This window comes from Streptomyces sp. NPDC004667 (genome assembly GCF_040609475.1).
GTDB lineage: Bacteria > Actinomycetota > Actinomycetes > Streptomycetales > Streptomycetaceae > Streptomyces.
Genome location: NZ_JBEXKC010000220.1, coordinates 1 through 3065, shown reverse-complemented (window position 1 = coordinate 3065; position 3065 = coordinate 1). Strand labels below are relative to the sequence as shown.

4 protein-coding genes are annotated in these 3065 nt (G+C 71.5%); all 4 read right to left on the bottom strand.

Annotated elements, in window-relative coordinates; genetic code table 11:
- The coding region (locus tag ABZW32_RS39410) for a GTP-binding protein (protein ID WP_356225684.1) at positions 1-1121 on the bottom strand (1121 nt) is incomplete at its 3' end.
- 2 nt (positions 1122-1123) lie between these two features.
- The gene (gene cysD / locus ABZW32_RS39405) at positions 1124-2065 is read right to left on the bottom strand and encodes a sulfate adenylyltransferase subunit CysD (RefSeq protein ID WP_356225682.1); all 942 of its coding nucleotides are present in this window, start codon (positions 2063-2065) and stop codon (positions 1124-1126) included.
- The gene (gene cysC / locus ABZW32_RS39400; protein WP_356225680.1) at positions 2062-2652 is read right to left on the bottom strand and encodes an adenylyl-sulfate kinase; all 591 of its coding nucleotides are present in this window, start codon (positions 2650-2652) and stop codon (positions 2062-2064) included. Before cysC ends, cysD begins: the two co-directional genes overlap by 4 nt.
- Positions 2652-3065, bottom strand: a 414-nt coding sequence (locus tag ABZW32_RS39395; RefSeq protein ID WP_356225678.1) for a phosphoadenylyl-sulfate reductase, incomplete at its 5' end; no start/stop codon positions are given. The genes cysC and ABZW32_RS39395, both read right to left, overlap by 1 nt.

The following is a 3065-nucleotide window of genomic DNA, read 5'->3' as shown; positions in this document are numbered from 1 at the left end:
CCGGGGGCCGGGTGCTGGGAGAGGTCGTCGAGGGTCAGCCGCGAGGGGATCTCCTTGACGATCGCCTTGACCGTGCGGGTGGTGTGCTTGAGCAGCACCCGCGCGCCCACGGCCAGGGGCTGGTCGGCCACGTGGCAGACCGTCGCGACGACGTCCTGCGTGGTGGCCGGCGCGCTCGCGGACGGCGCGATCAGGTCGCCCCGCGAGATGTCGATGTCGTCCTTGAGGCGGACCGTCACCGACTGCGGCGCCCAGGCGATGTCCACGGACTCGCCCAGGGCGTCGATGCCCTCGATGGTGCTGGTGCGGCCGGAGGGCAGGACGGTGACGGCCTCGCCGACGCGCAGGACGCCGGAGGCGATCTGGCCCGCGTAGCCCCGGTAGTCGGGGTGCTCCGCGGTCTGCGGGCGGATCACGTACTGCACCGGGAATCGCGCCGGGCAGGCGGTGAGGTCGTGGCTGACCGGGACGGTCTCCAGGTGCTCCAGCACCGTCGGTCCGCCGTACCAGTCCATGTGGGCGGAGGGCTCGACGACGTTGTCCCCGGCCAGGGCCGAGATGGGGATCGCGGTGATCTCCGGGACGCCCAGCTCGGAGGCGTAGGCGGTGAACTCCTCGGCGATCTTCGCGAAGACGCCCTCGCGGTAGTCGACGAGGTCCATCTTGTTGACGGCGAGGACCACGTGGGGGACGCGGAGCAGGGCGGCGACGGCGGCGTGGCGGCGGGTCTGCTCGATGACGCCGTTGCGGGCGTCGACCAGGACCACGGCCAGGTCGGCGGTGGAGGCGCCGGTGACCATGTTGCGGGTGTACTGCACGTGCCCGGGGGTGTCGGCCAGGATGAACCGGCGCCGGGCGGTGGCGAAGTAGCGGTAGGCCACGTCGATGGTGATGCCCTGTTCGCGCTCGGCGCGCAGGCCGTCGGTGAGCAGGGCCAGGTCCGGGGCGTCCTGGCCGCGGTCCTGGGAGACCCGCTCCACGGCTTCGAGCTGGTCCTCCAGGACCGACTTCGAGTCGTGCAGCAGGCGGCCGACCAGGGTGGACTTGCCGTCGTCGACGGAGCCCGCGGTGGCGAAGCGCAGCAGCGTGGTGGTGCTGAGCTGCTCGGTGGTGGTGGTCATGGTTAGAAGTACCCTTCGCGCTTGCGGTCTTCCATCGCGGCTTCGGAGAGCTTGTCGTCGGCTCGGGTGGCGCCGCGCTCGGTGAGGCGGGAGACGGCGATCTCGGCGATCACGGCGTCGAGCGTGGTGGCGTCGGAGTCGACGGCGCCCGTGCAGGACATGTCGCCGACGGTGCGGTAGCGCACCAGGCGCTTCTCGACCGGTTCGGTGTCCTTGGGGCCGCCCCATTCGCCGGCGGTCAGCCACATGCCGTTGCGCCGGAAGACCTCGCGTTCGTGGGCGAAGTAGATCTGCGGGAGTTCGATGTCCTCGCGGTCGATGTACTGCCACACGTCGAGCTCGGTCCAGTTGGAGAGCGGGAAGACGCGGACGTGTTCGCCGGGGGCGTGGCGGCCGTTGTAGAGCTGCCACAGTTCGGGGCGCTGGCGGCGGGGGTCCCACTGGGAGAACTCGTCGCGCAGGGAGAAGACGCGTTCCTTGGCGCGGGCCTTCTCCTCGTCGCGGCGTCCGCCGCCGAAGACGGCGTCGAACTTCAGCCGCTGGATCGCCTCGGTGAGCGGGACGGTCTGGAGCGGGTTGCGGACGCCGTCGGGCCGCTCGCGGAGCGTGCCGGCGTCGATGTACTCCTGGACGGAGGCCACGTGCAGGCGCAGTCCGTGCTCGGCGACGGCGCGGTCGCGGTAGGCCAGGACCTCGGGGAAGTTGTGGCCGGTGTCCACGTGCAGCAGCGTGAAGGGGACCGGCGCGGGCGCGAACGCCTTCAGCGCCAGGTGCAGCATGACGATGGAGTCCTTGCCGCCGGAGAACAGGATCACCGGCTTCTCGAACTCGCCCGCCACCTCGCGGAAGATGTGCACCGCCTCGGATTCGAGGGCGTCGAGGTGCGACAGCGCGTAGGGCGCGTCGGAACCGGACTCGGTGTGCAGGTGCGCGGCGGTGGTCATGCCAGACCCCTCTCGGTGAGCAGTGCGTGCAGGGCCGAAGCCGACTCCGGCACGGTCTGGTGGTGCGACTCGATGCGCAGGTCCGGGGTCTGCGGTGCCTCGTACGGGTCGTCGACCCCGGTCAGACCGGAGATCTCGCCCGCGGCCTGCTTGGCGTACAGGCCCTTCACGTCCCGCTCCGAGCACACCTCGACCGGGGTCGCGACGTGTACTTCGAGGTAGCTCGTACCGGCTTCGGCGTGCCGCTTCGCCACGGCCTCGCGGCTGTCGGCGAACGGCGCGATCACCGGGACCAGCGCCTTCACGCCGTTGCTCGCCAGGAGCTCGGCGACGAAACCGATCCGCTGGACGTTGGTGTGCCGGTCCTCCCGGGTGAAGCCCAGGCCCGCGGAGAGGAACTCGCGGATCTCGTCCCCGTCCAGGACCTCCACCCGGTGCCCCTCGGCGCGCAGCCGCTCCGCCAGCGCGTACGCGATGGTGGTCTTGCCCGCGCTGGGCAGACCGGTCAGCCACACCGTGGCTCCCTGGCCGGTCACGCTCATCCGCTTCTCCGTAAGTTCCGTGGTGTCCGTAGGTGTCGTCGTCATCAGCCGTGCAGTCCGCACTCGGTCTTGCCGCGCCCGGCCCACCGGCCGGCCCGCGCGTCCTCGCCCTCCGCCACCCGGCGGGTGCAGGGGGCGCAGCCGACGGAGGCGTAACCGTCCATCAGCAGCGGGTTGGTCAGCACCCCGTGCTCGGCGACGTACGCGTCCACGTCGTCCTGGCTCCAGCGGGCGATCGGGGAGACCTTCACCTTGCGGCGCTTCTCGTCCCAGCCGACCACCGGGGTGTTCGCCCGGGTCGGGGACTCGTCACGGCGCAGCCCCGTCGCCCAGGCGTCGTAGGCGGTCAGGCCCTCTTCGAGGGGCTTGACCTTGCGCAGGGCGCAGCACAGGTCCGGGTCCCGGTCGTGCAGCTTCGGCCCGTACTCGGCGTCCTGCTCGGCAACGCTCCGGCGCGG